Annotated in this window: 18 protein-coding genes; 17 read left to right on the top strand and 1 reads right to left on the bottom strand. The window is 63.0% G+C overall.

Annotation, left to right across the window (positions count from 1 at the left end):
- Position 1: 1 nt before the first annotated feature.
- Positions 2 to 1201 (bottom strand): ROK family transcriptional regulator, encoded by a 1200-nt coding sequence (locus So717_RS07840; protein WP_159977082.1) that lies wholly within the window; start codon positions 1199 to 1201, stop codon positions 2 to 4.
- A 190-nt stretch (positions 1202 to 1391) separates the two neighbouring features.
- Between So717_RS07840 and So717_RS07845 the strand changes: the two genes are divergently transcribed.
- The 17 genes from So717_RS07845 to So717_RS07925 all read left to right on the top strand — a co-directional run bounded on the left by So717_RS07845 (position 1392) and on the right by So717_RS07925 (position 24901).
- Complete coding sequence (locus So717_RS07845; protein ID WP_159975782.1) at positions 1392 to 2414, top strand: sugar ABC transporter substrate-binding protein; 1023 nt, start codon at positions 1392 to 1394, stop codon at positions 2412 to 2414.
- A 125-nt stretch (positions 2415 to 2539) separates the two neighbouring features.
- A complete protein-coding gene (locus So717_RS07850; protein WP_238840747.1) occupies positions 2540 to 3613 on the top strand; it encodes an ABC transporter permease in 1074 nt (357 codons plus the stop codon).
- A complete protein-coding gene (locus So717_RS07855; RefSeq protein ID WP_159975784.1) occupies positions 3613 to 4389 on the top strand; it encodes an ATP-binding cassette domain-containing protein in 777 nt (258 codons plus the stop codon). Before So717_RS07850 ends, So717_RS07855 begins: the two co-directional genes overlap by 1 nt.
- Positions 4386 to 5024 (top strand): nucleoside/nucleotide kinase family protein, encoded by a 639-nt coding sequence (locus tag So717_RS07860; protein WP_159975786.1) that lies wholly within the window; start codon positions 4386 to 4388, stop codon positions 5022 to 5024. Before So717_RS07855 ends, So717_RS07860 begins: the two co-directional genes overlap by 4 nt.
- A gap of 146 nt (positions 5025 to 5170) precedes the next feature.
- Entirely contained in the window at positions 5171 to 6178 is a 1008-nt protein-coding gene (gap, locus tag So717_RS07865; protein WP_159975788.1) for a type I glyceraldehyde-3-phosphate dehydrogenase, read from the top strand.
- Between the two features lie 40 nt (positions 6179 to 6218).
- Positions 6219 to 8024 (top strand): phosphogluconate dehydratase, encoded by a 1806-nt coding sequence (edd, locus tag So717_RS07870; protein ID WP_159975790.1) that lies wholly within the window; start codon positions 6219 to 6221, stop codon positions 8022 to 8024.
- Between the two features lie 14 nt (positions 8025 to 8038).
- Positions 8039 to 8680 carry a bifunctional 4-hydroxy-2-oxoglutarate aldolase/2-dehydro-3-deoxy-phosphogluconate aldolase gene (eda, locus tag So717_RS07875; RefSeq protein ID WP_159975792.1) on the top strand — a complete coding sequence of 214 codons (642 nt, stop codon included), beginning with the start codon at positions 8039 to 8041 and terminating at the stop codon, positions 8678 to 8680.
- 32 nt (positions 8681 to 8712) lie between these two features.
- Positions 8713 to 9639, top strand: coding sequence for a carbohydrate kinase family protein (locus So717_RS07880; protein ID WP_159975794.1), 927 nt, complete (start codon positions 8713 to 8715; stop codon positions 9637 to 9639).
- Between the two features lie 99 nt (positions 9640 to 9738).
- Positions 9739 to 12162, top strand: a complete 2424-nt coding sequence (locus So717_RS07885; RefSeq protein WP_159975796.1) for a glycogen/starch/alpha-glucan phosphorylase — start codon at positions 9739 to 9741, stop codon at positions 12160 to 12162.
- A 108-nt stretch (positions 12163 to 12270) separates the two neighbouring features.
- Positions 12271 to 14469, top strand: coding sequence for a 1,4-alpha-glucan branching protein GlgB (glgB, locus tag So717_RS07890; RefSeq protein WP_159975798.1), 2199 nt, complete (start codon positions 12271 to 12273; stop codon positions 14467 to 14469).
- A 41-nt stretch (positions 14470 to 14510) separates the two neighbouring features.
- Positions 14511 to 15770, top strand: a complete 1260-nt coding sequence (gene glgC, locus So717_RS07895; protein WP_159975801.1) for a glucose-1-phosphate adenylyltransferase — start codon at positions 14511 to 14513, stop codon at positions 15768 to 15770.
- Between the two features lies 1 nt (position 15771).
- Positions 15772 to 17226 carry a glycogen synthase GlgA gene (gene glgA, locus So717_RS07900; RefSeq protein ID WP_159975803.1) on the top strand — a complete coding sequence of 485 codons (1455 nt, stop codon included), beginning with the start codon at positions 15772 to 15774 and terminating at the stop codon, positions 17224 to 17226.
- A 5-nt stretch (positions 17227 to 17231) separates the two neighbouring features.
- Entirely contained in the window at positions 17232 to 19328 is a 2097-nt protein-coding gene (gene glgX / locus So717_RS07905; RefSeq protein ID WP_275113665.1) for a glycogen debranching protein GlgX, read from the top strand.
- Positions 19325 to 21325: a 4-alpha-glucanotransferase gene (malQ, locus tag So717_RS07910; protein WP_159975805.1), complete on the top strand. Its 2001-nt coding sequence runs from the start codon at positions 19325 to 19327 to the stop codon at positions 21323 to 21325. The genes glgX and malQ overlap by 4 nt, the downstream gene beginning before the upstream one ends.
- A gap of 12 nt (positions 21326 to 21337) precedes the next feature.
- The gene (locus tag So717_RS07915) at positions 21338 to 22969 is read left to right on the top strand and encodes an alpha-D-glucose phosphate-specific phosphoglucomutase (RefSeq protein WP_159975807.1); all 1632 of its coding nucleotides are present in this window, start codon (positions 21338 to 21340) and stop codon (positions 22967 to 22969) included.
- A 219-nt stretch (positions 22970 to 23188) separates the two neighbouring features.
- Entirely contained in the window at positions 23189 to 23656 is a 468-nt protein-coding gene (locus So717_RS07920) for a DUF1203 domain-containing protein (protein ID WP_159975809.1), read from the top strand.
- A gap of 15 nt (positions 23657 to 23671) precedes the next feature.
- Positions 23672 to 24901, top strand: coding sequence for an MFS transporter (locus So717_RS07925; protein WP_159975811.1), 1230 nt, complete (start codon positions 23672 to 23674; stop codon positions 24899 to 24901).
- Positions 24902 to 25021: the final 120 nt, after the last annotated feature.

Raw genomic sequence — 25021 nt, forward strand, 5'->3', positions numbered from 1 at the left:
CTCAGACCGAGGACAGCCCCGCATTTGTGTTCAGAAAAAACTGCGAAAAGATCGGCCCGCTGGCGGCGCCGATAGCGCGGGCGTTGAAGCCGATTTCGCCCGCCTCGATGCGGGGTGTGAGCAGCCCGCGTGTGTCTTGGGTGACTAGGTAGCGGCGCACGCGGTCTACCAATTCGACCCGCACGGCGGCGGGGAAGGCGCCATCGATCAGGATGGCTTCAAAGTCGATCACGGAACAAATCGACAGCGCCGCCTTGGCCAACTCCTGTGCTGTCTCGCCGATCCACGGATCGACGTAGCGTGACAGCGCGCTCCAATCCTGCGGCTGCCGCCAGAGCTGTTTCGGGTCGAGCCCAACCTCGACCAACCGCGCCTCAAGCAGGTGCAGGGAGGCGACATCAATCAACTGGCGGCTTTCCCCCAACGGGCCAGTGCTGCGCAGCGACCCCAGCGCACCGGCATTGCCCTGATTGCCCTCAAACACCGTGTGGTTCAGCACGACGCCGCCGCCAATGAACGACCCGATGTAGACATAGGCGTAGTCGCGGTACTCCTTGCCGAGCCCATAAAGATGCTCTGCCCGACAGGCGGCGGTGGCGTCGTTGCAGACAAAGAGCGGCAGCGCGCTGAACTTCGCCACTTCATCCGCGAAATGGATGTCTTGCCACGAGCTGAAATCCTCCGCTGCCGGACCGGAGAGGTCATGCCATTTCCACAGCTCGAAGGGGGAGGCGACGCCGATGCCGCAAAGCCGCTCCTGCTGCGCGGTCGACAGCTCCTGCATCAACGTGTCGATCCCGTTTTCGAGAAAGCCGAAGACCACCTCGGGCGAAGGGTAGGCGTAAGACAGATGCAGCTGCCGGATCACGCGGCCCTTGAAGTTCAGCAGCAACAGCTCGGCACTGCGCCGCCCGATCTTGAGACCAAAGGCAAACACCCCCTCCGGCGACAGATCCATCGGGATGGAGGGTTTGCCGACCCTGCCGCGCTGCGGCTCGCCGCGCGCCAGCAACCCGTCATTTTCCAGCTTGCGCAGGATCACCGAGACCGTTTGAGGAGACAATCCGGCCATGCGCGCAAGGTCACTTCCCGGCAGGGCCCCATGGCGCAGGACCATGGACAGCAGCAGGCGCTCATTATGATTGCGCACGCCGCGCTGGTTCACGCCGATGCTAAGACCCTTGACCTTGTCGCCATCCATCAGGCCGCTCATGTCCCTTGTTTTCATGAGCATTCTGATGTGTCCTCATTAATAAATCAAGTTTATTTATTTATTGACAGGCGATTTGAAATGATGTGTCGTGAGCGAGACCTGCAGGGGGAGATTCCGCAGGCAGGAGGGGCGCTGCGCCTCTCGACCAAGACAGTCAACGTTTCCTTGGGAGGAAAAGATGAAGAAACTTCTTGCCAGCACGATACTGGGTTTCAGCGCTTTGGGCGCAACAAGCGGGGTGGCGGCTGCTGACGACATCACGGCCTGCCTGATCACCAAAACCGACACCAACCCGTTTTTCGTTAAGATGAAAGAGGGTGCTGAGGCCAAGGCGGCGGAGCTCGGCATGACGCTCAAAGCCTTCGCAGGCAAAGTCGACGGCGATCACGAGACACAGGTGCAGGCCATCGAGACCTGCATTCTGGATGGCGCCAAGGGCATTTTGATCACCGCGTCGGATACGTCTTCGATTGTCTCTGCGGTGACGCAGGCACGCGATGCGGGGTTGCTGGTGATTGCGCTCGACACGCCGCTGGAGCCGATTGATGCCGCTGACGCGACCTTTGCGACCGACAACTACAAGGCCGGTATACTGATCGGGGAGTGGGCACGGGCCCAGTTGGGGGATGCGGCAGACAGCGCCAAGATCGCAACGCTGGATCTGAACGTGAGCCAGCCTACGGTGGATGTGCTGCGCAATCAGGGGTTCCTAGACGGCTTTGGCATTGATCTGGCGGACCCGAAAGTGATCGGCGATGAGACGGATGCGCGGATCGTCGGCAGTGACGTGACCGACGGCAATGAAGAGGGCGGCCGCCGGGCGATGGAGAACCTGCTCGCCAAGGACCCGACCATCAACGTGGTGCATACCATCAACGAGCCTGCCGCCGCCGGAGCCTATGAGGCGCTGAAGGCGATTGGCCGTGAGAAAGAGGTGCTGATCGTTTCGGTCGATGGGGGGTGCCCGGGTGTGCAGAACGTGGCGGACGGCGTGATTGGCGCAACGTCGCAGCAGTACCCGCTGCTGATGGCCGCACTTGGGGTTGAGGCCATCAAGACTTGGGCTGATGAAGGCGTGAAGCCCGAGCCGACACCGGGCAAGGATTTCTTTGACACCGGTGTGGCGCTGGTGACGGATGCCCCTGCGGATGGGGTCGAGTCGATCTCCGTCTCCGAAGGCAAGGATCTCTGCTGGGGCTGAGCCGACCTTGAGACAGGTGGCGCGCGGCCCGTCGCGCGCCACATCCGGCCGGGACTTTTAGCGCCCGGTCTGGCAAGCTTAGCATCACACCATGCGCATTTGATCTGCGGACAGAGGGGGGATCTGTGTCTGAGACCGCTGGAAATTCTCAAGGCTATGAGACCGACGTCTCAAAGCCACCCGAGGCTGTCGCTGAGTTCGACGATCCCCATCGCGGGGTGATCGGGACGGTGCAACACATGCTGCATGTGAACCCCTCACTGGTGCCGCTGATCGTACTGATCGCCTCCATTGCGATCTTCGGTCTTTTGCTCGGCACCAAATTCTTTTCCCCCTTCGCTTTGACGCTGATTTTGCAGCAAGTACAGATTGTTGGCATCGTTGCCGCGGCGCAGAGTCTGGTGATCCTCACGGCGGGCATTGATCTGAGCGTCGGTGCCATCATGGTCATGTCCTCGGTGGTGATGGGGCAATTCACCTTCCGCTATGGCATTCCCGTCGAGGTCTCGGTGGCCTGCGGGCTTCTCTGCGGCACGCTGATCGGGTTCCTGAATGGCTGGTTGGTGGCACGCGTCAAGCTGCCGCCCTTCATTGTGACGCTGGGCATGTGGCAGATCGTGCTGGCGACCAATTTTCTCTATTCGGCCAATGAGACCATCCGAAGTCAGGACATTGAAGCCAACGCGCCGCTGCTGCAGGTCTTCGGAAACACGATCCAGCTGGGCGGCGCGCGGCTGACCTTTGGTGTCGTCTTCATGCTGGCGCTGGTCTTTGTGCTGGCCTATGCGCTCAAACACACCGCCTGGGGGCGGCATGTCTATGCGGTGGGCGATGACCCGGAGGCGGCGGAGCTGTCCGGCGTGAATGTGAAACGCACGCTCATCTCAGTCTATGCGTTGGCGGGGCTGATCTGCGCCTTTGCCGGGTGGGCGCTCATCGGGCGGATCGGGTCCGTGTCGCCGACCTCGGGGCAGTTGGCCAATATCGAAAGCATCACGGCGGTGGTGATCGGGGGCATCTCGCTCTTTGGTGGGCGTGGGTCGATCATGGGCACGCTCTTTGGCGCGCTGATCGTCGGGGTGTTCACCCTGGGGCTGCGCCTGATGGGCGCGGATGCGCAATGGACCTACCTGCTCATCGGCGTGCTCATCATCGCCGCCGTGGGTGTGGATCAATGGATCAGAAAGGTGTCGGTCTGATGGAACCTATTCTCAAGGCGCGCAACCTCGTGAAGCGCTATGGCAAGGTCACGGCGCTGGATCATTGCGACTTTGACCTGATGCCGGGCGAGATCCTCGCGGTGATTGGTGACAATGGCGCGGGCAAATCCTCGCTGATCAAGGCCGTGTCTGGCGCGGTGATCCCGGATGAGGGCGAAGTTTTCCTCGAAGGTCGGAAGGTCCACTTCACCTCGCCAATCGACGCGCGGCACGAGGGCATCGAGACGGTATATCAGACCCTCGCGATGTCGCCCGCCCTGTCTATTGCGGACAATATGTTCATGGGTCGCGAGATCCGTAAACCGGGGTTCCGGGGCAAATGGCTCCGCCAGCTCGACCGGGCGGAGATGGAGCGGATCGCGCGCGACAAGCTCTCGGAGCTTGGTTTGATGACCATTCAGAACATCAACCAGGCGGTGGAGACGCTCTCGGGCGGGCAGCGGCAGGGGGTGGCCGTGGCGCGGGCGGCGGCCTTTGGCTCAAAGGTGATCATCCTTGATGAGCCGACGGCGGCGCTTGGCGTGAAGGAATCGCGCCGGGTGCTGGAGCTGATCCTGGATGTGAAGTCACGCGGCATCCCGATCATTCTGATCAGCCACAACATGCCGCATGTCTTCGAGGTGGCGGACCGCATCCATGTGCACCGTCTGGGCAAACGGCTCTGCGTGATCGACCCCAAGGACTATACGATGTCCGATGCGGTCGCCTTCATGACCGGCGCCAAAGAGCCACCTGCCCAAGACGTGGCCGCATGAGCCGGACAGTTGAAAGGTTCGAGACGCTGGTGGCCGCCGTGCAGGAGGCGCCGCGTCAAGCGCGGCGCGCCGTTGTCGCCGTGGCGGGCGCTCCGGGCAGTGGCAAATCGACCCTGGCGGAGCGCTTGGCCGAGGCTTTGACCCAGCGCGGCGCTGCGGCAGAGGTGGTGCCGATGGATGGCTTTCACCTAGACAACACGCAGCTGATGCGTCTCGGCCTGCTGGACCGGAAAGGCGCGCCGGAGACCTTCGATGCAGGTGGTTTTCGGCGGCTTGTGGCCGCGCTTGGGGGTGAGACTCCCGTCTACTACCCGCGCTTTGACCGTTCACGCGACATCGCCATTGCGGGCGCCGGGTGTCTGGATGACGCAAGCGACATCGTCATTGTTGAAGGCAACTATCTCCTACTTGATTCGCCCGGCTGGCGCGACTTGCGGCCCATGTGGGACCTGAGCATTTGCCTGGATGTGCCCATGGAGACGCTGCGCGCGCGGCTCATTGACCGCTGGCTCACTGAAGGTCTGGCTCAGGACGCCGCCGTGGCCCGCGCTGAAGATAACGATCTGCGCAACGCGTGGCTTGTTATCGAGACAACTCTATCCGCCGACATCGTCTTTGCAGAGGCGACGTCATAGGTCTGCAAAATGACCTGTTTATGGTAGACTCGCAGGAGATTGGCGCAATCGCCCATTGATATTCTGGGCGAAGTGTGATCGTTAGCGCTAACAAATGCGGGTCGAGTCTCATCGCCGCAAGACAGAAGACGTTCTGGAGGAAGAAGATGTCTCATACGGTTGCAATCAATGGATTTGGTCGCATTGGTCGCGGCGTGCTGCGCGCGCTGGTGGAAAACAAGGTGACCGATGTCGAGGTCACAGCGATCAACGATCTGTCGACACCCGAGACTCTGGCGCATCTTCTGAAATACGACAGTGTGCATGGCCGGTTTGACGGTGATGTGTCCGTGTCCGGCGATGCGTTGGTCGTCAATGGTAAGAGCATCGTTGTGACGGCGATCCGCAACCCAGGGGAACTGCCTTGGGACGGCGTAGATGTGGCAATGGAATGCACCGGGCTCTTTACCGCGCGAGAGAAAGCGGCGCAGCATCTGGAGAACGGATCAAAGCGCGTGCTGATTTCGGCGCCGGGGGCCGGGGCCGACCGCACGGTGGTCTACGGTGTGAACCACAAAGACATGACCAAGGATGACATCGTCATTTCCAACGCCTCCTGCACGACGAACTGCCTCGCGCCGGTGGCCTACGTGCTCGACAAGGCCTTCGGGATCAAGACCGGCTATATGACCACGATTCACGCTTACACGGGTGATCAGCCGTCGCATGACGCGCCGCATAAGGATCTCTACCGTGGGCGGGCGGCGGCGCTCTCGATGGTGCCGACGTCGACGGGGGCGGCCAAGGCCATTTCTCTGGTTCTGCCACATCTGGAAGGCAAGCTCGAAGGCTCCGCTGTGCGGGTGCCGACCCCGAATGTCTCGCTGGTCGATCTGACCTGCACCACCGAGAAGCCAGCCACCAAAGACGAAATCAATGCGGCCATGAAGGTTGCCGCCGAAGGCGAGCTCAAGGGTGTCTTGGCCTATGAGACCGACCCGACCGTTTCCATCGACTACAACCACAACCCGCATTCCTCGTGCTTTGCCGCGCCGCAGACCAGTGTGACCGCAGATGGTCTGGTGCGTGTGGTCAGCTGGTATGACAACGAATGGGGCTTTGCGAACCGTATGATCGACACCGGGCGCAGGCTGGCGGAGCTGTCCAAGATCTGAGCTGCCGTCCGCGTCCTCAAGGGACCGAGAGGAACCGCAGATGACATTGAACGACACCATTGCCCGCGTCACCGACCGGATCATTGCCCGCAGCGAGGGGCCGCGCGGCGAGTACCTCGCACGGATGCAAGCGGCGCGGGTTAAAGGCCCCGCGCGCGGGCACCTCAGTTGCAGCGGGCAGGCCCATGCCTATGCGGGTGCTGGATCGGATCAGGGCGCGCTGGCGACCGAACAGGCGCCCAATCTGGCGATTGTGACGACCTACAACGACATGCTCTCGGCGCATCAGCCGTTTGAGCGCTACCCCGAGCTGATCCGCGAGGCCGCGCGCGAAGTGGGCGCGACGGCGCAGGTCGCGGGCGGCGTGCCGGCCATGTGCGACGGCGTCACCCAAGGCGAGCCGGGCATGGAGCTGAGCCTCTTTTCCCGCGACCTCATCGCCATGGCCACGGGCATCGCCATGACGCACAACACCTTTGATGCCGCAGTGTATCTTGGTGTCTGCGACAAGATCGTGCCGGGGCTGATCATTGCGGCCCAGACCTTTGGGCACATCCCAACGGTGTTCCTACCTGCGGGGCCGATGACGTCCGGCCTCTCCAATGAGGAAAAATCGCAGGTCCGCCAAAAGTTCGCTGCAGGTGAAGTGGGCCGTGAGGAGCTGATGGCAGCGGAGATGGGCGCGTACCACGGCCCCGGCACCTGCACCTTCTATGGCACTGCGAACACCAACCAGATGCTCATGGAATTCATGGGCATGCATCTGCCGGGCACGAGCTTTGTCACGCCGAACACCGGGATCCGCGACGCGCTGACCAAGGCAGGCGCCCAGCGGGCGCTGGCGCATTCCGATCTGGGCGACAATTACCTGCCGGTCTGCGATGTGCTCGACGAAAAGGCCTTCGTGAATGGCATCATTGGGCTGAACGCGACCGGTGGCTCGACCAACCTGCTCATTCACCTCGTGGCCATGGCGCGGGCGGGCGGCATCCTCCTTGACTGGCAGGACTTTTCGGATCTCTCCGAAGTGACTCCGCTTTTGGCGCGCGTCTATCCGAACGGTCTGGCGGATGTGAACCACTTCCACGCCGCAGGCGGCTTGGGCTACATGATCCGCGAGTTGCTGGGTGCGGGCCTCCTGCACCCCGACACCAAGACCGTCGCGGGCGGCAGTCTGGAGGCCTATACACAGGAGCCCAAGCTCAAGGACGGCACGCTGGTCTGGGAAGAGGGCACGGCGCACAGTCTGAACGAAAAAATCCTGCGCCCTTCTGCGGACCCATTCCAACCTACGGGCGGGCTGAAACGCATGAGCGGCAGCCTTGGCAATGCGGTCATGAAGGTCTCCGCCGTGAAACCCGAACATCAGATCGTGGAGGCGCCGGTGCGCGTGTTCCACGATCAGGAAGAGGTCAAAGCGGCCTGTCGCGCGCAGGAGATTACCGAGGACACGGTGGTCGTGGTGCGCTTCCAGGGCCCCAAGGCCAATGGCATGCCGGAGTTGCACAGCCTGACGCCGCTTCTGAAGAACCTGCAGGCGCGGGGGATCAATGTGGCGCTGGTGACCGATGGGCGCATGTCGGGCGCCTCCGGCTCGGTGCCTGCGGCGATCCACGTCAGCCCCGAAGCGCTGGATGGCGGCGCCATTTCCAAATTGCAGGACGGGGACGTGTTGCGCGTCGATGCAACAACCGGCACGCTTGACATCAAAACGCCCGGAGTGCTTGACAGAGAGGCCGTTCGCGTGAATCTCGGCGCCAATGAATTTGGCCTCGGTCGCGAACTCTTTGCCCAGTTCCGCCGGTCGGTTGGCGCGGCGGACACCGGCGCCAGCGTGCTCTTTTAAGAAAGGACCTTCCCATGACACCGCAAGAGGCCAGCGCGCGCGCGAGAGAGATTTGTTCGCTGGCGCCCATCGTTCCGGTGCTGGTTGTGAAAGACACAGCCCATGCCCGCCCCTTGGCCGAGGCTCTGGTGGCCGGTGGATTGCCCGCGCTGGAAGTCACCTTACGCACGCCTGCCGCGCTCGATGTCATTGCCGAGATGGCGCAGGTGCCCGGCGGTGTGGTCGGTGCAGGCACCTTGGTCACGCCTCAGGATGTCAAGAACGCCAAAGCGGCGGGCGCGACCTTTGGCGTCTCGCCGGGCGCGACGGATGCGCTGATCGCTGCCTGTGAGGCCGAAGACCTGCCTTTGCTGGCGGGGGCCGCCACGGCCTCCGAGGCCATGCGCTTGCTGGAACGCGGCTATGACGTGCTCAAGTTCTTCCCGGCGGAAGCTTCCGGTGGCGCGCCCGCGCTCAAGGCCATTGGCGCGCCGCTGCCACAGATCAGCTTTTGCCCGACCGGTGGCGTCAGCCCGGAGAACGCGATGGACTATCTATCATTGCCCAATGTCATCTGCGCGGGCGGCAGCTGGGTTGCACCCTCTGACCTGGTTGTCTCCGGCGACTGGGCCGGCATCCAAGCACTGGCGAAGGATGCAGCCGCCCTGCGCGGCTAGGCATCCACGCCGCAGGCCAGGGGAGCCGGAGCATGATATTCTGTTGTGGTGAAGCTCTGATCGACATGATCCCGGAGGCCACGGCCACCGGCGTATCTGGGTTTGTCCCGCATGCAGGCGGCGCTGTCTTCAACACGGCCATCGCCCTTGGGCGGCTGGGCTGCCCCACGGGGTTTGTCACCGGGCTGTCTGACGATCTCTTTGGCACCCAGCTGGCTGCGGCCTTGAAAGACAGCGGTGTGGATGATGCCCATGTGATCCGCTCGCATCTGCCCACAACCCTGGCCTTTGTGGAGCTGAACCAGGGCCACGCACGCTATACGTTCTACGACGAAAACACCGCCGGGCGCAGCCTGACGCCAGAGCAGTTGCCCGATTTGCCCGACACGGTTGAGGCGCTTTACTTCGGCGGGATCAGCCTGATCAGCGAACCTTGCGCCGACTTCTACGCCGCCCTGGCCTTGCGTGAGGCGCCGACGCGGCTGATCGTGCTTGATCCGAACATCCGCGCGTCGTTTATCCGGGACGAAGGCCGCTACCGCGCGCGGCTCGACCGTATGATCGCCGTGGCGGATCTGCTGAAAGTCTCCGACGAGGATCTGGATTGGATCTTTCCGGGCGATGAATCGCTGGAGCAGAAGGCCCGGCAGCTCTGCACAGCGGGGCCAAGCGCTGTGCTGGTCACGCGCGGGGCAGAGGGCGCCACTGCCGTCCTCGCTTCCGGTGCCCGTGTCGATGTGCCAGCCAAGCGGGTCGAAATCGTCGATACCGTCGGCGCAGGGGACACCTTCAACGCGGGCGTTCTGGCATCGCTCTTTGAGGCGGGAGTGTTGTCCAAGGCGCGCCTGCCCGAGATCGGTGAAGAGGCGCTGACCGGCGCGCTCGCAAAGGGCGCTCAGGTCGCCGCTGTGACGGTCTCGCGCGCTGGCGCCAACCCGCCCTGGGCCCGAGAGCTTTGAAAATCGCAGCTGTTTTTTGCAACCCAAAGCCGATATCACAAAGAAATTGAATGTTTCAGCCCCCTATGCCTGTCCGAGGCCCAGTTTGGAACCGACCCGATGTCTGATATGAGTAGCCCCCCCGTGACCCCGCAGGCGTTCAGTGCCGATATTCTGCGCCACCTGAAACAGTCGCTTGGCAAGGATGCCAGCCACGCCGCCCTTTACGACTGGCGCATGGCGCTGTCGCTGGCGCTGCGCGACCGGGTGGTTGACCCGTGGTTCGAGAGCACGCGCAAGACCTACGAGGCGCGGGGCAAGCGGGTTTACTATCTGTCGATGGAGTTCCTGATCGGGCGGCTCATTGAAGATGTGGCTGTGAACCTGGGGCTGGACGCGGTGGCACAAGAGGCGCTGGAGAGCCTTGGCCAAGACTACGCGAAGGTGGTCGCGGATGAGCCGGATGCGGCTCTGGGCAATGGCGGGCTGGGGCGTCTGGCGGCGTGCTTTATGGATTCGCTCTCCACCTTGGGTATTCCGGCTTACGGCTACGGCATCCGCTATGAACACGGGCTTTTTGAACAGCATTTCAAGGACGGCGCGCAGATGGAGACGGCCGAGACCTGGCTGGCGCAACGCCACGCCTGGGAGTTCGAGCGCCCGGAGGTGAGCTATCCGATTCACTTTGGTGGTGTGCTGCGTGAGGTCGACGGCGCGCAGGTCTGGGAGCCCGGTGAGACGGTCATGGCCTCGGCCTATGACACCCCGGTGGTTGGCTGGCAGGGGCGGTGGGCGAACACCCTGCGGCTCTGGGCGGCGCAGCCCACGATGGCTTTTGACCTCAGCAGCTTTAACCGTGGCGACTACATGGGGGCCAGCGCGCCCGAAGCCTTGGCGCGCACGATCAGCCGTGTGCTCTACCCTGACGACACCACCGAAGACGGCAAGGAGCTGCGCCTAAAGCAGGAGTATTTCTTCACCTCCGCCTCAATCCAGGACCTGTTGCGCCGTTTCTTGAGCGAAGGCGGCGATCTGGCGGCGCTGGCGGATCACGTGGCGATCCAGCTCAACGACACACATCCCGCTATTGCCGGGCCGGAGTTGGTGCGGCTGCTGATCGACGCGCACGGCATGGAAGTGGCGCTGGCGATCAGCACCGCGCGAGCCTGTCTGGCCTACACCAACCACACGCTACTGCCCGAAGCGCTGGAGCGATGGCCGGAGGATCTGTTCATCCGGGTGCTACCGCGCCACCACCGGATCATCGCGCTGATCGAGGCCGCACATCTGGCCGAGACCGGAAGCCACGTGCGCATCATTGAACACGGTGAGGTCAAGATGGGCGAGCTGGCCTTTGTCATGGCGCATCGCGTGAATGGCGTGTCGGCCCTGCATTCCGATCTGGTGAAAGAGACGGTCTTTGCCGATCTCAACCGCGACTACCCGGGCCGGATCATCAATCAGACCAACGGGATCACGCCGCGCCGCTGGCTGTATTCCTGCAACCCGGCCCTGCGCGATCTGATCAACGAGACAATTGGCACCGCCTGGCCGGATGACCTGCAGCAGCTTGAGGGGCTCAGCACCCATGCGAGTGACGCGGCGTTCCTCGAGCGGTTCCAGGCAGCAAAGGACACAAACAAGGCGCGGCTGGCCAACTGGCTCAAGGCGCGCGATGGCGTGGTGCTCGACCCTGCGGCGATGTTCGACGTGCAGATCAAACGCATCCACGAATACAAGCGCCAGCTGATGAACCTGCTTGAAACCATCGCGCTCTGGAATGACATCCGCGACACCCCAAACGGCAACTGGACGCCGCGGGTCAAGATCTTTGGCGGCAAGGCGGCGCCCGGCTATGTGGTGGCCAAGGAGATCATTCACCTGATCAATGACGCGGCCGCGCTGATCAATGCCGACCCGGTCACGAAAGATCTGCTGCAGATCGTCTACCCAGAGAATTACAATGTCTCCATGGCGGAAATCTTGATCCCGGCGGCGGATCTGTCTGAGCAAATCTCCACGGCTGGCAAGGAAGCCTCGGGCACCGGCAATATGAAATTCGCGCTGAACGGTGCACCCACGATCGGCACCCTGGATGGGGCGAATGTGGAGATTCGCGATTGCGTGGGGGCCGAGAACTTCTTTCTCTTCGGTCTGACAGCGGCTGAGGTGGTCGCCCGCCGGGCCGAGCCGAGCTATGCGCGCCGCGCGGTCGAGGCGAGCCCGCGTCTGGCCCGCGTCCTGAAACAGATCGAGAGCGGCGTCTTCTCGCCCTCGGAGAAAGCACGCTATGCCGGGCTGGTTCAGGGTCTGGTCGATCACGATTATTTCCTCGTGACCTGCGATTTCGACAGCTATTTCGAGACCCAGCGCGAGGTCGACACGGCTTTTGCCGACCAGTCGGCCTGGACCCGGATGGCCGCACTCAATACCGCCCGGGTCGGCTGGTTCTCGTCGGACCGGACGATTGCCGGTTATGCCCGCGACATCTGGAATGCACCCAGCCTTATTGGCCCGCGCAGATCGCAGAAGGATGTGGCCTAGGGCATGTCGCGCCAAGACCACGTCATTGCCTTGCGCTGTTGGCGCGAGTGCGACTTTGCAGCTAGGGTGGTTCCAAGCGGGCAGGACACGCTCTAGAAAGGAGCCATTTTGGGATGTGAAGCAGAGGACGTCCAGGCCATTGTTGCGGGCCGACACCCGGATCCGTTCTCAGTGCTTGGATTGCATGAGGTGGCAGGAAAATGGGTGCTGCGCGCCTTTGTGCCCGGCGCCGATCGCATCGAGGCGGTTGATCCCAAAACCAAGCGTCGGATTGTGGCACTGAAGCCCGTCGCGGGCGCAGATGGGCTGTTTGAAGGCACCGCCTCTCGACGAAAGTCCCGCTTTGCCTATCATCTGAGCATCACCCGCGATGGCCATCACTGGGTGGCGGATGATCCCTATCGCTTTGGCCCCGTGATGGGTGAATGGGACGAATACCTGATCGGCGAGGGCACGCATCGGCAGCTGTGGCATGTGCTGGGCGCGCATGTGATGACACATGAAGGTACGCCGGGCACGCATTACGCAGTCTGGGCGCCGAATGCCGCGCGCGTGTCGGTGGTGGGGGATTTCAACACCTGGGATGGGCGTCGACACCTGTTGCGCCGCAGGGGCCAGACCGGCGTGTGGGAGACCTTTATCCCCGTTATCGGCGATGGCGAGGTCTACAAATTCGAAGTGCTGGATGCAGGCGGCCATCTTCTGCCGCAAAAGGCGGACCCGGTTGGCTTTGGGTCGGAGCATCCGCCGCGCACTGGGTCAGTTGTGCGCGATATCGGCGATCATGACTGGGGCGATGCCAAATGGATGACAAAGCGTGCGGCCCGGCAGCGCTTTGACCAGCCGATCTCGATCTACGAAGTGCATCTGGGCTCCTGGCGGCGTGTGCTTGAGGAGGGCAATCGCCCGCTGAGTTATCTTGAACATGCCGAGCAGCTGGTGGGCTACGCCTCAGACATGGGCTTCACACATATCGAGCTGATGCCGATCTCCGAATTCCCCTTCGATGGCTCATGGGGGTATCAGCCGGTGGGTCTCTATGCGCCGACGATCCGGCATGGCACACCCGCCGAGTTCCGTGCCTTCATCGAGGCTGCGCATAACGCGGGTCTGGGCGTGATCCTCGACTGGGTGCCGGGCCACTTCCCGGAAGACCCGCATGGGCTGGCGAAGTTCGACGGCACCGCGCTCTATGAACACGCCGACCCGAAGGAAGGCTTTCACCCCGACTGGAACACGATGGTGTTCAACTACGGGCGCGCCGAGGTTTCCAACTACCTGATTGCCAACGCGCTTTACTGGCTGCAGGAACATCATGTGGACGGGCTGCGTGTCGATGCGGTGGCCTCCATGCTCTACCGCGATTACAGCCGCAAAGAGGGCGAGTGGATCCCCAACAAGGACGGCGGGCGCGAGAACCTTGAGGCCATCGCCTTCCTGCAAACCATGAACGCGACCACCTACGGCGAGGTCGAGGGGATCATGACCGTGGCCGAGGAAAGCACCGCCTTTCCAGGCGTTAGCGCGCCGACGGATGCAGGCGGGCTGGGCTTTGGCTTCAAATGGAACATGGGCTGGATGAACGACACGCTCAGCTACATGAGCGAAGATCCGATCCACCGCAAATACCACCACTCCAAGATGACCTTTGGGCTGCACTATGCCTTCTCGGAGAACTTCATCCTGCCGCTGAGCCATGATGAGGTGGTGCACGGAAAAGGCTCGATGCTGGACAAGATGCCAGGGCAGGGGGCGGAGAAATTTGCCAATCTGCGCGCCTATTACGGGTTCATGTGGGGGCACCCGGGTAAGAAGCTGCTCTTCATGGGCTCGGAATTCGCGCAAGGGGTCGAATGGAACCACGACAGCAGCCTCGATTGGCACCTGCTCGACATCGCGCCGCACAAAGGGATGCAACGCCTGATCCGCGATCTCAATACGCTCTACTGCGCGAATCCGGCGTTGTACCAGCAGGATGCCACGCCCGAGGGCTTTGAGTGGATTGAGGAAAACAATGGCGAGGAGTCTGTTTTCGCCTGGATCCGCCATGGCACCGAGGGTGCAGCGCCCATGCTGGTGGTGTGCAACTTCACCCCGGTGGCGCGGACGGATCGCCGCATTGGCGTGCCGGAACAGGGCCGCTGGGTCGAGCGTTTGAACACCAACTCGGAGTTCTACGGCGGCGATGGTCGCGGCAACTTTGGTGGCACGCACAGTGAGGACGTGGCTGCGTCGGGGAGGGCGCAGTCGATCCAGATCACCTTGCCGCCTTTGACGACACTCTTCTTTGAACTGGAGCGCGGCTGACGCTCCGGGTGGGAGAGCAAAACAACATGGGGAGGACAGACATGGACAGAGAAACGCAGCGACTGGCGCAGCAAACGATGGCCTTTGTGCTGGCAGGGGGGCGCGGCAGCAGGCTCTACGAGCTAACGGACAGGCGCGCCAAACCGGCGATGTATTTCGGCGGGAAAAGCCGGATCATCGACTTCCCCCTCTCCAACGCGGTCAACTCCGGCATCCGGCGCATTGGTGTGGCCACCCAGTACAAGGCGCATTCGCTGATCCGGCATCTGCAGCGGGGCTGGAGCTTTTTCCGCGCCGAGCGCAACGAAAGCCTCGATATTCTGCCCGCATCCCAGCAACTGGACAATGAGAACTGGTATAAGGGCACGGCGGATGCGGTGGCCCAGAACAAGGACATCATCGAAGGCTACGGGCCCAAATACATCGTGATCCTTGCGGGGGATCACATCTACAAGCAGGACTATGCGCAGATGATCCGCCACCATGTGGAGAGCGGCGCGGATGTGACCGTGGGCTGCATCGAGGTGCCGCGCATGGAGGCCACGGGGTTCGGGGTGATGAAGGTCGACACCGAGGACAAGATCCTCGATTTCGTGGAAAAACCGGCCGATCCGCCCGCCATGCCCGGCCACCCGGATCACGCGCTGGCCAGCATGGGGATCTATGTCTTCGAGACGGAATACATGTTCAAGCTCTTGGCGGAGTGTGCCGCTGATCCGGACTATGGCCATGATTTCGGCGGCGATGTGATCCCCAGGATTGTGCGTGAGGGCAAGGCGGTGGCGCATCCCTTCAGTCGCTCCTGCGTACGCTCCAGTATGGAAAAGAAAGCCTATTGGCGTGATGTGGGCACGGTCGATGCGTTCTGGCAGGCCAATATCGACCTCACCGATTTCACGCCCGAGCTGGATCTTTACGACAACGAATGGCCGATCTGGACCTACTCCGAGCTGACCGCGCCCGCGAAGTTCATCCACAATGAGGAGGGGCGCCGGGGCCATGCTGTCTCCTCCATGGTGTCGGGGGGCTGTATCATTTCCGGCTCCAGCCTCGATCAGTGCCTGCTGTTTACCGGTGTGCGGACGCGGTCTTTCTCTGAATTGCAGGGCGTCGTTGCGCTGCCTTACGTGGAGATTAACCGCAATGCGCGGCTCAGCAATGTTGTCATTGACAGGGGCGTCGTGATCCCGCAAGGCCTCGTTGTGGGCGAAGACCCGGAGGAGGACGCCCGGCGCTTTCGCCGCACCGCAAGTGGCACCTGCCTGATTACGCAACCGATGATCGACAAGCTGGATCTCTAATGTGAATGTGCTTTGTGTTGCCTCGGAATGCGCGCCCTTCGTCAAGACGGGCGGGCTGGCCGATGTGGTGGGAGCGCTGCCCAAGGCGCTGGCCCCGCTTGAGGTCTCGACCCGGGTCCTGCTGCCCGCCTATCCCGCGCTTGCAGAACAGGCAGCGCAGGGCACCGAGGTCTGGCGCGCGGACAATTTGCAGGGCGGCAGCGCGCGTCTTCTGGCCTGCGAAGCGGATGGGCTCGATCTTCTGTTGCTCGACGCACCACATCTCTATGACCGGCCCGGCAACATCTATCTGGGCGCGGACGGTCAAGACTGGCCCGACAATGCGCAGCGCTATGCGGCCCTGTCGCTGGTGGCGGCAGAGGTTGCCATGGGCGCGCTGGACGGCTGGCAGCCGGATGTAGTGCACGCGCATGATTGGCAGGCGGGGCTGGTGCCCGCCTATCTGCATCAGGCGGACCAGCCCACGCCGCCTTGCGTGATGACGATCCACAACATCGCCTTTCAGGGCCTCTTTGACGCCGCGCTGATGACGTCGCTGGGCCTGTCCTCGGCGCTCTACACATCGGAAGGCATGGAGTATTTCGGCCGCATCGGGTTTCTCAAAGCCGGTCTCGCCTTTGCCGACAAGATCACCACGGTCAGCCCAACCTATGCGCGCGAGCTCTTGCAGCCGGAGTTTGGCATGGGGCTGGAGGGTCTGCTGCGCGCGCGCCAGTCGGATGTGACCGGCATCCTGAACGGCATCGATGTCGACGCCTGGGATCCGGAGCAGGACTCAGCGCTGCCCGCGCCTTACTCGGTGAAACGTCTGAAGCCAAAAGCTCAAAGCCGCGCAGCCGTTCTCAAACGCTTTGGCCTGTCGGAGGAGGCGAGCGGCCCGCTCTTTTGCGTGATCAGCCGTCTGACGACGCAAAAGGGGCTCGATCTGCTGTTGGAGGTGCTGCCCACGCTGGTTGCGCGCGGTGCCACGCTGGCTGTGCTGGGCAGTGGCGACAAGACGCTGGAGGCGGGGTTCGTGGGTGCGGCGCACGCGTACCCCGGGTCCGTTGGCGTGATCATCGGCTATGATGAGCCGCTCTCGCATCTGATGCAGGGCGGCAGCGATGCGATTCTGGTTCCCTCGCGGTTTGAACCCTGTGGTCTCACACAGCTTTACGGGTTGCGCTATGGCACGGTGCCGGTTGTCGCGCGTACCGGCGGGCTGGCTGACACGGTGATCGACGCCAATGAGGCCGCGCGCGCCGCCAAATGTGGCACCGGCGTGCAATTCGCGCCGGTCACGGCGGCAGCACTCGAACAGGCCATCCATCGGACCTGCGATCTCTATGCTCAGCCTGCGGACTGGGCCGGCATGATGCGACGGGCCATGCGTCACCCGGTGGGCTGGGACACATCGGCAGCGGCCTACAAGGACATCTACGCCGGTGTTCTGTCAGCGGACCGCGAGCGGAGTTAGCCACAGTGGCTTATGCAATCACATCCGGCACCCCGTTTCGGATGGGTGCGCACCATGACGGTGAGGGGGTCAATTTCGCCGTCTTTTCCGCCAATGCGAGCCGGATGGAGCTGTGCCTGTTCTCCGCCGATGGCAACCGCGAGACCGCGCGGCTGAGCCTGCCGGAGCGCACCGGCGACATCTGGCACGGCTATGTGGCGGGTCTGCCTGCGGGCACGCTTTATGGCTACCGCGCTCATGGCGCTTATGCGCCCGAGCGCGGGCACCGCTTCAACCCGCACAAGCTTTTGCTGGACCCCTACACACGAGAGCTGCGCGGGGCCTGGCGCAACACCCCCGCGCTTTTGGGGTATGACCAGACATCGAGCGCGGGCGATCTGTCCTTTGACGGCCGGGACTCAGCGCCCTTTGTGCCCAAGTCGGTTGTCTCGGACCCAGCCGCGTTCCCGCTGTTTGACCGCAGGGCACCCAAGCCCTGGGACGAGACGCTGATTTACGAGGCGCATGTCAAAGGCCTGACACAGCTGCATCCCGGCGTGGCGGAGGGGGTGCGCGGCACCTATGACGGGTTGGCATCGGATGCGGTGCTGGAGCATCTGCACAAGATCGGCGTGACGGCTGTCGAATTGCTGCCCGTGCACGCCTTCCTGAATGACGGGTTTCTGCTCGACAAGGGGCTGACCAACTACTGGGGCTATAACACCATCGGCTTCTTTGCGCCCGAGCCGCGCTACCTTGGCCCGGCGGGCATTGCCGGGTTCCGCCAGATGGTGCAGCGCTTTCACGACGCAGGCATCGAGGTGCTGCTCGATGTGGTCTACAACCACACCGCCGAGGGCGACCAGCGCGGGCCGACGCTGTCCTTCCGGGGGCTCGACAACGCGTCATACTACCGGCTGATCAGTGGTCAGCCACGCTACTATGTGAACGACACCGGCACCGGCAACACCGTAAATGTCTCGCACCCGCATGTGCTGCGCATGGTGATGGATTCGCTGCGCTTTTGGGTGGAGTGCATGGGGGTCGACGGGTTCCGCTTTGATCTCGCTACGGCTGTTGCCCGCGAGGATCACGGGTTTGATCCGCATGGCGGGTTTCTCGATGCAATCCGGCAGGATCCGGTGCTGGCCGGTGTGAAACTCATCGCCGAGCCGTGGGATATTGGGCCGGGCGGCTACCGGCTGGGGCAATTCCCGCCCAAGTTCGCGGAATGGAACGACGCCTACCGCGACAGCGTGCGGCGCTTCTGGCGCGGCGATGCGCACAGCGCGCAGGAACTGGGCGCGCGGCTTCTTGGCTCTGCGGGCGAGTTCGACCGGGGCGGGCGCCGGGCCTGGTCCTCGCTGAACTTCATCGCGGCCCATGACGGGTTCACGCTGGCTGACATCACGCGCTACAGCACGCGGCACAATGCGGCCAACGGCGAAGACAATCAGGATGGGCATCACGCCAACTACTCCGACAACTGCGGTGTGGAAGGCCCCTCCGACGATCCCGAAATCACCGCGCGGCGCCGGCAGCGCCAGCGCAATATGCTGGCCACACTGTTCCTGTCGCAGGGCACGCCGATGTTGCTGGCAGGCGACGAACTGGGGCATTCGCAGCAGGGCAACAACAACGCCTACTGTCAGGACAATGAGCTCACCTGGCTCGACTGGGCGACAGGTGATGCGGAGATGGTGGAATTTGTTGCCCATCTTGCCGATTTGCGCCGCCAGCACCCGGTGCTGCGGCAAAGCCGGTTTTTGCATGCGGCCCTGCGCCCGAGCGATGGGCTGCCCGATGTGGCATGGTCCGATTTCGAGGGCCACCCGCTGAACTGGCGCGACCCCGGGCTGTCGAGCTTTTGCGTCACCCTGCGCGGATCTGCCGAGATGGCACCGCATCTGCAAAGCGACGATGTGATCTTTGCGATTTTCAATCGCTCCGAAGATACCGCTGAGGCGACATTGCCCCCTGCACGTGATGGTCAGGGCTGGGTCGTTGTGCTGGACAGCGCCCGAGGTGTGACAGAGCCTCTGGCAGTCCCCGAGGGCAGGCTGACGGTCAGCGGGCCCTCCGTCACAGCGTTGGTGCTGCGAGACAAGGCTGCCAGCGCATGAGCGCCGATGCGGATCTTGCGGAGCTCGCAGCCGCTTGCGGGATTTTTGATCAATTCCGCGATCTGGAGGGGGTGATGCGCCCCACCAGCCCCGACACCCAGCGCGCGTTGCTGCGGGCCGGTGGCTTTGCGGCGCAGTCCGCCGCCGAGGTCGCGGAGAGCCTCGCCAGACTGCGGGCTGAGCAAGCCGCCCGGCTGATCCCCGAAGAGATCATCGTGACCTCTGGGCAGGCGGTCTCGGTGCCCTGCGCGGCGGCGGTCGACTGGCAACTGGTGTTGGAGGGGGCGGACAGCGTTCACCTCTCGGGTGGGGCGACCGAAACGGTCACCCTGCCATCGCTGCCCATGGGCTTGCATAAGCTTTGCGCGCGGGGGTCTGGCCGCTCTTCCGTTTGCCGGGTCATCGCAGCCCCGCCGCGCGCGCCGCTGTTGCCGGAGGTCACCAATCAGCAGAAAAGCTGGGGCGTGGTCGCGGCACTCTACGGTCTGCGGTCGCAGCGCAATCAAGGACTCGGTGACTTCGAGGATCTTGCGCAGCTGGCGGAAACGCTGGGGCCGCTTGGGGCGGGGTTTCTGGGGCTCAATCCGGTGCATGCGTTGGGGTGGGCGGCGGCGGAGGTGATCAGCCCCTATTCCCCATCGCATCGCGGCTGTCTTAACCCAGCGCATCTGGCCATCGGTCGCCTGCCAGGTGCCGCGTCGGGTGCCACTGCCACACCAGCAGGGGGAGAGCTGATCGACTATGCCGCGCACGGGCCTCAGCACCGGCAGGCGTTGCGCGGGGCCTATGCGACCTTCGAGCAAACGGCGACCGCTGCGGATCGCGCCGCTTTTGCGGAGTTCGTTCATGCGGGCGGCAGATTGCTTGAGGATTTTGCGCGCTTCGAATGTCTGAGCACACAGCACGGGACCAACCGGCGCCTGTGGCCCGAGGCGCTGCGCCACCCTGAGCTACAACGAGCAACCGCCTTGCCGGAAGAGGCAGGCTTTCATCTGTGGATGCAATGGCAGGCCGATATCCAGCTTGGCGACGCGCATAGGCGTGCCATGGACAGCGGTATGGGGCTGGGGCTTTATCTGGATCTCGCCGTGGGCGCGCGGCGCGACGGGGCTGAGGCCTGGTGCGCGGGGGAGGCGCTGGCGCGCGATGTCTCGCTTGGGGCACCCCCCGATCACCTCAGCCCCGCCGGGCAGAACTGGCAACTGGCCGCCTATGCGCCACGGGGATTGGCCGGGCAGGACTATGCGCCCTTTCGCACGATCCTGCGCCAGTCGATGCGCCACTGCGGGCTGTTCCGGATCGATCACGCCTTGGGGCTTAACCGCAGCTATTGGATTCCCGATGATGGCAGCCCCGGCGGCTACATCCGCCAGCCGTTTGAGGCATTGATGGCGCTGATCGCTATTGAGGCCCACCGGGCGCAGACCGTGATCGTTGGGGAGGATCTGGGCCTGGTGCCCGACGGCTTCCGCGAGACCATGGCGGATAAGGGGCTCTACGGCTACACCGTGATGCAATACGAGAAGACCGAGGCGGGCCGGTTTCGGCGCACGCAGGATCTGCGCCCGCAATCGCTGGCCTGTTTTGGCACACATGACACGCCGACCATTGCGGGGTTTTGCGCAGGCCGGGACATTGACTGGTGGCATAGGCTGGGCTGGATTGATGAGGCGGCGCGCAAACGCGCACAGCGGCGGCGCAAATCCGAGCGGGCGGATTTGCTGGGCCAGCCTGGCACCCCCGCGGCAACAGACACCCCCTGCGATCAGATCCACCGCCAGCTGGCGGGCGCCTCGGCGGCGCTGGCTGCTGTGCAGCTTGACGATGTTCTGGGTGTCATCGAGGCGCAGAACCTGCCGGGTACGGTGGAGGAACACCCCAACTGGCGCCGCCGGTCTCCTGTTGCCATTGAGGCGCTGTCAGGTCACGAAGGCCTCACAAAAACCGCTCGACTCATGGCTGAGGCTGGCCGTGGTACATTTGAAGACCCAATTTGAAAGGATTGCCCCATGACACTCCAGACGATTTCGAAAGGCCCGTTTGAGGGGCAGAAGCCCGGCACATCAGGCCTGCGCAAGAAGACCCGCGTGTTCATGCAGCCGGGCTATCTGGAATGTTTTGTTCAGGCGACCTTCCATGCCATCGGCGGAGCGGCGGGCAAGAGTTTCGTGATCGGGGGCGATGGGCGCTATTTTAACCGCGAAGCGATTCAGACGATGCTCAAGATGGCGGCGGCCAATGGCGCGGCCAAGGCGATTGTGGGGCAGGGCGGGCTGCTCTCCACGCCCGCGGTGTCGAACCTCATCCGCCAGCGCAAGACGGACGGTGGTTTTGTGCTCTCCGCCAGCCACAACCCCGGCGGGATCGACGCGGATTTCGGGGTGAAATACAACGTCAGCAACGGCGGCCCGGCACCCGAACACATCACGCAGGCGATGTTCGAGCACACCCAGAACATCACCGAATACACCACGCTGGACGCGCCAGACATCGACCTCTCGACCTGTGGCACGGGCCAGATCGGCGGCATGCAGGTGGAGATCATCGACCCCGTCGAGGACTATCAGGCGCTGATGCAGACGCTTTTTGACTTCGACAAGCTGCGCGCGCTTTTTGCGGGCGGGTTCACCATGCGGTTTGACGCCATGCATGCGGTCACGGGGCCTTACGCCAAGGCGATCCTCGAAGGGGCCTTGGGCGCACCCACGGGCACCGTGATCAACGCCGTGCCCTCCGAGGATTTTGGCGGCGGCCATCCGGACCCGAACCCGGTCTGGGCCAAGACCCTGATGGACGAGATGATGTCGGACGCCGCTCCTGATTTCGGTGCGGCTTCGGACGGGGACGGTGACCGCAACATGATCGTCGGGCGGGGCACCTATGTGACGCCCTCGGACAGCCTTGCGGTGCTGGCGGCCAACGCGCAGCTGGCGCCGGGTTATGCGGGTGGCCTGGCGGGTGTGGCGCGCTCGATGCCCACCAGCGGGGCCGCTGACAAGGTGGCGGAGAAGCTGGGCCTGGGGTCGTTCGAGACGCCGACGGGTTGGAAGTTCTTCGGCAATCTTCTCGATGCGGGCAAGGTCACGCTCTGTGGTGAGGAAAGTGCGGGCACCGGCTCCGACCATGTGCGCGAGAAAGACGGGCTTTGGGCGGTGCTGTTGTGGCTGAACATTCTGACGGAGCGTGGCCAGTCGGTGGCCGAGATCCTGACGGACCACTGGGCCACCTATGGGCGCAATTACTACTCGCGTCACGACTACGAGGCTGTACCGACCGAAGCGGCGGATGCTCTGATGCAAGGTGTGCGGGACAAGCTTGACAGCCTGCCGGGGCAGAGCGTCGCGGGCGTAGAGATCACGGCAGCTGATGAGTTCTCCTACCAGGACCCGGTGGATGGCTCGGTCAGCCACAATCAGGGTCTGCGGATCTGGCTCGCGGGTGGAGGGCGCGCGGTGCTGCGCCTGTCAGGCACCGGCACCGAAGGCGCGACGTTGCGGGTTTATCTGGAGCAATATGCCGATCCGGAGGCAGATCAAGGGGTGTCACCGGATGTGGCGCTCAAAGCCGTGCGCGATGCGGTGGTTGAGATAACCCAGATGCAGCAGCACATCGGGCGCACCGAACCGGATGTGAAAACCTGATACCATCGCTGTTCAACGCCAGCCAAGGTTTGCCTCTATGTCAGAACGCTGACCCAAACCCTCGCAACCGGGACGGCTGACTAGGAGACCAGATTGCGTCTTGCTGCATGTCGCGCGCACAGCTGTTGTCGCGCGACAGAACTGGATCTCGCATGAAACGGGTCGCGTGCTTTGGGGACAATTTCGTATTCAGGTTCTGAAACGAAAAGGACCCATGATATGAGCTTTCAGATCCACTCCCTTCCCGCTGAAGACTTTGCCCAGCTCTTTGCCCTGTCAGATGAGGAACTGGCCGAGCGACAGGCCTGCCGGCAGGTCGTGACATCCAAGCCGGGCACACCCTGTCGCGTCAGCATGGCCGATGCAGAGGTGGGGGAAACGGTCATACTCTTGAATTACGAACATCAACCCAAAGACAGCCCTTATCGTGCCTCCCATGCGATTTTTGTCCGCGAGGGGGCGGCACAGGCGAAATTGGCAAAGGGCGAGGTTCCACAGGTCTTGCGCAGCCGCGTCATCTCGTTGCGTCTGTTCGACGCCGACCACATGATGATCGACGCGGATGTTCTTGAGGGCGACGGCCTTGCGGATGCACTCACCAGCGCCTTTGAGAACGCGACTGTCGCCTACGCGCATCTGCACAACGCCAAGCCGGGTTGTTTTGCCGCCTCGGTCAGCCGTGCCTGATCAAAAGGGTCCAAGATGCAGACACTCTCTCGCCTGACGGGGGCGGCTTACGGCGTCCATGTGTCCGACCAGGTTGCGCTGGTATCGGTTCCGCTGATTGCCGCCCTTGTCTTGGACGCCTCAGCAGCAGCCATTGGACTTCTGGTCGCATGTCAGTCCATGGCACATCTGGTCGGGTCTATCCCCTTTGGCATTCTGGTGGACAGCACCCAGCAACGCACCTTGACGATCGTTGCGTGCCTGACCACGCTTGTGGGCTCCGCAATGGCGGTCATTGCCATACTGCGCGAAAGCCTTGTTTTCTTTGGTGCAGCTATGACGCTGGCGGGGTTCGGAGTGGTGCTGTTTGGTCTGGCTGCCCTGTCTATCGTGCCAAAAATCGCAGCACGCGATGGTCTTGCGCGCGCCAATGCAGCGATAGAAGTGCCCCGTGCGACTGCCTCTTTCATCGTCCCCCTTTTGATCGGCCTCTCCTTCACCTCTGTCGCGCCTGTCGTGATCTTCCTCGGCTCGGCCGCTGCTTCAGTCATGGCGCTGGCGTTTGCCATCGCGCTGCCAACGGTGGACATGCAGCCTGCGGCAAGAACCGGCGTCTTGAAGCGGATCATTGAAGGGGGTGCCTTCGTTCTGGGCCATCGGCTCCTTCTTCCGATTTCGATCTGTGCGATCTGCTGGAACCTGGCCTTCGCGGCTTTGCTGGTCGTCCTCGTGCCCGTGATCCATCAGGTCTATTTGATGGATCCGGGCGTCTTCGGCGTTGGACTGTCTGCGTTTGGGCTGGCGGCAATCTGTGGCACGACCGTCATGCGCCATTTATCAGATCGTCTTGCGCCAAATCTTCTTTTGCTCTTTGGACCGGGAAGCAGCGCTCTGGCCTCCTTGGGGTTGGTTCTGATCCCGGCGCATAGTACTCCTCTCGTTTTTTATGCGTGCATGTTTCTGCTTGGGTTTGGCCCGTCCATGTGGCTTGTGACGCAGAATTCCGTGCGTCAGCTTGTCACCCCGGCCGACCGGCTTGGACGGGTGAACGCCGTCATTCAGACTGCGATCTATGGCATCCGTCCTCTTGGCGCGCTGTTAGGGGGGCTGGTCGCAGACACCTACGGGCCGCAAGCGGGGTTGGGGGTCGTCATGGTCGCCTTTCTGATGTCGTTCCTGGCTGCTGCCCTCAGCGATCTACGTGAGATACGGAGCTACGGGACATTATCGGCAGCGGAGGACTATGCTGAAGATGCTGCGCGGTGACGATCCTTAGCTGATATTGATTCTGGCGCAGCAAGGTCTCACGTCGCCATGTACGCTGAGCCGACGCAAAGGTCCGGCCCGGGTCAAAATGCCTGACGTTGGGGCGACATTGCCCGACGC

The organism is Roseobacter cerasinus (genome assembly GCF_009811755.1).
GTDB classification, from domain to species: Bacteria; Pseudomonadota; Alphaproteobacteria; order Rhodobacterales; family Rhodobacteraceae; genus Roseobacter; species Roseobacter cerasinus.